Origin of the sequence: Emticicia sp. (genome assembly GCF_043780375.1) — a bacterium.
Taxonomy (GTDB): domain Bacteria; phylum Bacteroidota; class Bacteroidia; order Cytophagales; family Spirosomataceae; genus Emticicia.
Map to the genome: position 1 here is coordinate 1 of NZ_JAYWCU010000244.1, position 3328 is coordinate 3328.

Consider the following 3328-nt stretch of genomic DNA (forward strand, 5'->3'; position numbering starts at 1 on the left):
TAACGTTGCTCACATGGGCGATTTAATTTTTAATCGACGCTATCCTTTTGTGGATAGAGCGGCTGGGGCAAACATAAATAATTGGATCAAAGTGTTAGACAAAACGCTCAATACTTTCGATAATGAAACTATTTTTGTATTTGGACACGCCTTTGACCCAGAGAAAATTATGGGAAATAAAGAAGACATTAAGGCATTTAAAGATTATTTGGAGAAACTATTGGTATTCACAGATTCACAAATCAAATCAGGAAAATCAAAAGAAGAAGTGATGAAAGCAACGGCAATTCCAGGCGTAACGGAATGGAAAGGCGATGGAATTAGTCGTGGTTTGCAATCGGCATATGAGGAATTGACGGAAGGTAAATAAAGTTTGCAGAAAATACTTTTTTAGTTAATTACCGCATCTTGAAGTTCTGAAAGAACGTGTAAATAATTACTTTTTAGACGTACACTTTTATAATTACAGCCATTAATTTGGAAAATAGCCGCCCGACATTATCATAGCGACTATTGAAAGCATCTAATATCCGAAAAATATAGAATCTGGCTTACAAAAGCTATATCCGATACCATTGCAAGGTAATCCGCTTCGGAGATTCAACAATTTAGTAAGTATGATGCACTCCTTTTTTGTGTTTAAAAATGAACTTTAATAATTACTTTGATATTATTGATGAAAATTTAGTATTTGCTAAACTATCAATGGGTCAAAAAAATCATTTTATTACCTTTATGGTAATATCCTTATTAGGATTCCTAACAAATTAAAACCAACAAAATTATTCTATGAAACAACTAATGTTAACAAGTACTCTTTGCTTGGGTTTATTGCCCATCTTTGCTCAAAGAAAATGGTCAGAAACCTCCGTAGATGGCAATAATATCATCACAAATCAAGGCGGGCAAACGTTAGGATATTCGCCAAATTCTGGCATTAAAATATTAACAGTCAATGAGTTAGCCTTTAAAGATTTAAACAAAAATGGTAAATTAGACAAATACGAAGACTGGCGTTTGCCCGTGGATGTCAGAGCCAAAGATTTAGCTTCAAAATTGAGTATTGAGCAAATTGCGGGCTTGATGCTTTACTCTTCGCATCAGTCAATTCCTGCTCGTTCGGGAGGAAATTTTGCGGGAACTTATAACGGAAAACCATTCAAAGAGGGTGAAACTGACCCCTCAGATTTAACCGACCAACAAAAGAAGTTTTTGCAAGAGGATAATCTTCGTCACGTTTTGCTAACAACCGTAAAAACGCCCGAAATTGTCGCTCAATGGAACAATAAATTACAGTCTTTTTGTGAAAGTGTAGGCATGGGAATTCCTGCCAATAACAGTTCCGACCCACGACACGGCACAAAAGCACGTGCAGAATTCGATGCAGCAGCAGGCGGAGAGATTTCAATGTGGCCCAGTTCCTTGGGAATGGCAGCCACTTTTGAGCCTGCCTTAGTGGAAAAATTTGGACAAATTGCCGCCACAGAATATCGTGCTTTGGGAATTACAACTGCCCTTTCTCCGCAAGTAGATATTGCTACCGAACCACGTTGGAGTCGTTTTAATGGCACGTTTGGCGAAAGCCCTCAGCTTTCAGCGGCAATGGCACAGGCTTATTGTAATGGTTTCCAGACTTCATTAAACGCAAAAGAAATTGCCAATGGGTGGGGTTTCGGAAGTGTTAATGCCATGGTAAAACATTGGCCTGGCGGTGGTGCGGGCGAAGCTGGTCGTGATGCACATTATGCTATCGGAAAGTATGCTGTTTATCCAAAAAATAATTTTAATGCTCATTTAATTCCATTTATTAACGGAGCTTTCAAATTGAAGGGAAAAACCTCAATGGCATCTGCCGTGATGCCTTATTATACGATTTCGTGGAATCAAGACAAAAAAAATGGAGAGAATGTTGGTAATAATTATAACAAGTTTATTATCAATGACTTACTCAGAACAAAATATGGTTATGATGGCGTTGTGTGTACAGACTGGAGGGTAACAGAAGACCATAAAGTAATGGATGGTTTTATTGATGGAAAACCTTGGGGCGTAGAAAATCTAACCCTTGCCGAACGTCATTACAAGGTTTTGATGGCTGGTGTTGATCAATTTGGAGGAAATAATGATGCAAAACCCATTTTAGAAGCCTATCAAATGGGAATAAAAGAAATGGGAGAAACCAAAATGCGAGCCAGAATGGAGCAATCGGCAGTTCGTTTATTGCGTAATATTTTTAGAGTAGGGGTTTTTGAAAATCCATATTTGGAAGTAGCTGCGACTAAGAAAATCGTTGGAAATTCTACATATATGAAAGAAGGTTATGAGGCTCAATTGAAGTCGGTTGTATTGTTGAAAAACCAAAGCAACACGCTTCCAATCGCCAAAATGAAGACGGTTTTTGTGCCAAAACGTTTTGTTCCCGCAAGTCGCAATTTCATGGGAATGGAATCGCCCGCTTCGACAGACTACCCCGTAAACATGGATATTGTTAAAAAATACTTTAAGGTAACCGATAACCCAAATGAGGCTGATTTTGCCTTAGTTTTTATCCAGAATCCAAGTACTTCTATTGGTTATGACAAGGAGGATTTGAAAAATGGCGGTAACGGATATGTTCCAATCAGCCTACAATACGGTGATTATACCGCAACCGATGCCCGTGAAACAAGCATTGCAGGAGGTGACCCAATGGATAAATCAGCGAACCGTTCTTATAAAAATAAAGTGACGAAATCGGCTAATATTACGGATTTAAAATTGGTTTTGGATACCAAAGAAAGCATGAAAGGCAAGCCCGTAATTGTCTCGATAAACACCATAAATCCCATGATTTTCTCGGAATTTGAGAAAGAATCTTCGGCTATTTTGTTAAGTTTTGGTGTACAGGACCAAGCACTTTTAGATATTATTGCAGGTAAATCAGAGCCGTCGGCTCTATTACCCATGCAAATGCCTGCCAGTATGTCGGTTGTAGAAAAACAAGCCGAAGATTTACCTTATGATATGGAATGTCATAAAGATTCGGAAGGAAATATCTATGATTTTGGTTTTGGAATGAATTGGAAAGGAGTGATTAAGGATGGTCGTGGAGCGAAATATAAGAAGTAAATTATTAACTGATGTTACGCAAGGTCATAGTCATGTAGTTATTTGATAGTGATTACACTTTGGAGTGCATTAAAAAGTGTGGGGCAATCTAAATCATACTATTAGATTAGGTATTCGGTTGCAACTCCCTTATTGGGCCTAAAATTACATAGCGTAGCATAACTCTCTAAAAATCAACATCTTACATTTTCAATTTTTGAGATTTCATAAAATATAACTT

Annotated in this window: 1 protein-coding gene and 1 pseudogene; both read left to right on the top strand. The window is 37.7% G+C overall.

The features are described 5' to 3' along the window. Positions 1-370, top strand: a pseudogene (locus ACH2CJ_RS18420) (MBL fold metallo-hydrolase); the annotation flags it as partial. 419 nt (positions 371-789) lie between these two features. Next, complete coding sequence (locus tag ACH2CJ_RS18425) at positions 790-3108, top strand: glycoside hydrolase family 3 N-terminal domain-containing protein (protein ID WP_394995051.1); 2319 nt, start codon at positions 790-792, stop codon at positions 3106-3108. Positions 3109-3328 lie beyond the last annotated feature (220 nt).

Excerpts from the sequence above, each read along its gene's own strand:
- ACH2CJ_RS18425 (WP_394995051.1), top strand. The coding sequence starts at position 790 with ATGAAACAACTAATGTTAACAAGTACTCTTTGCTTGGGTTTATTGCCC.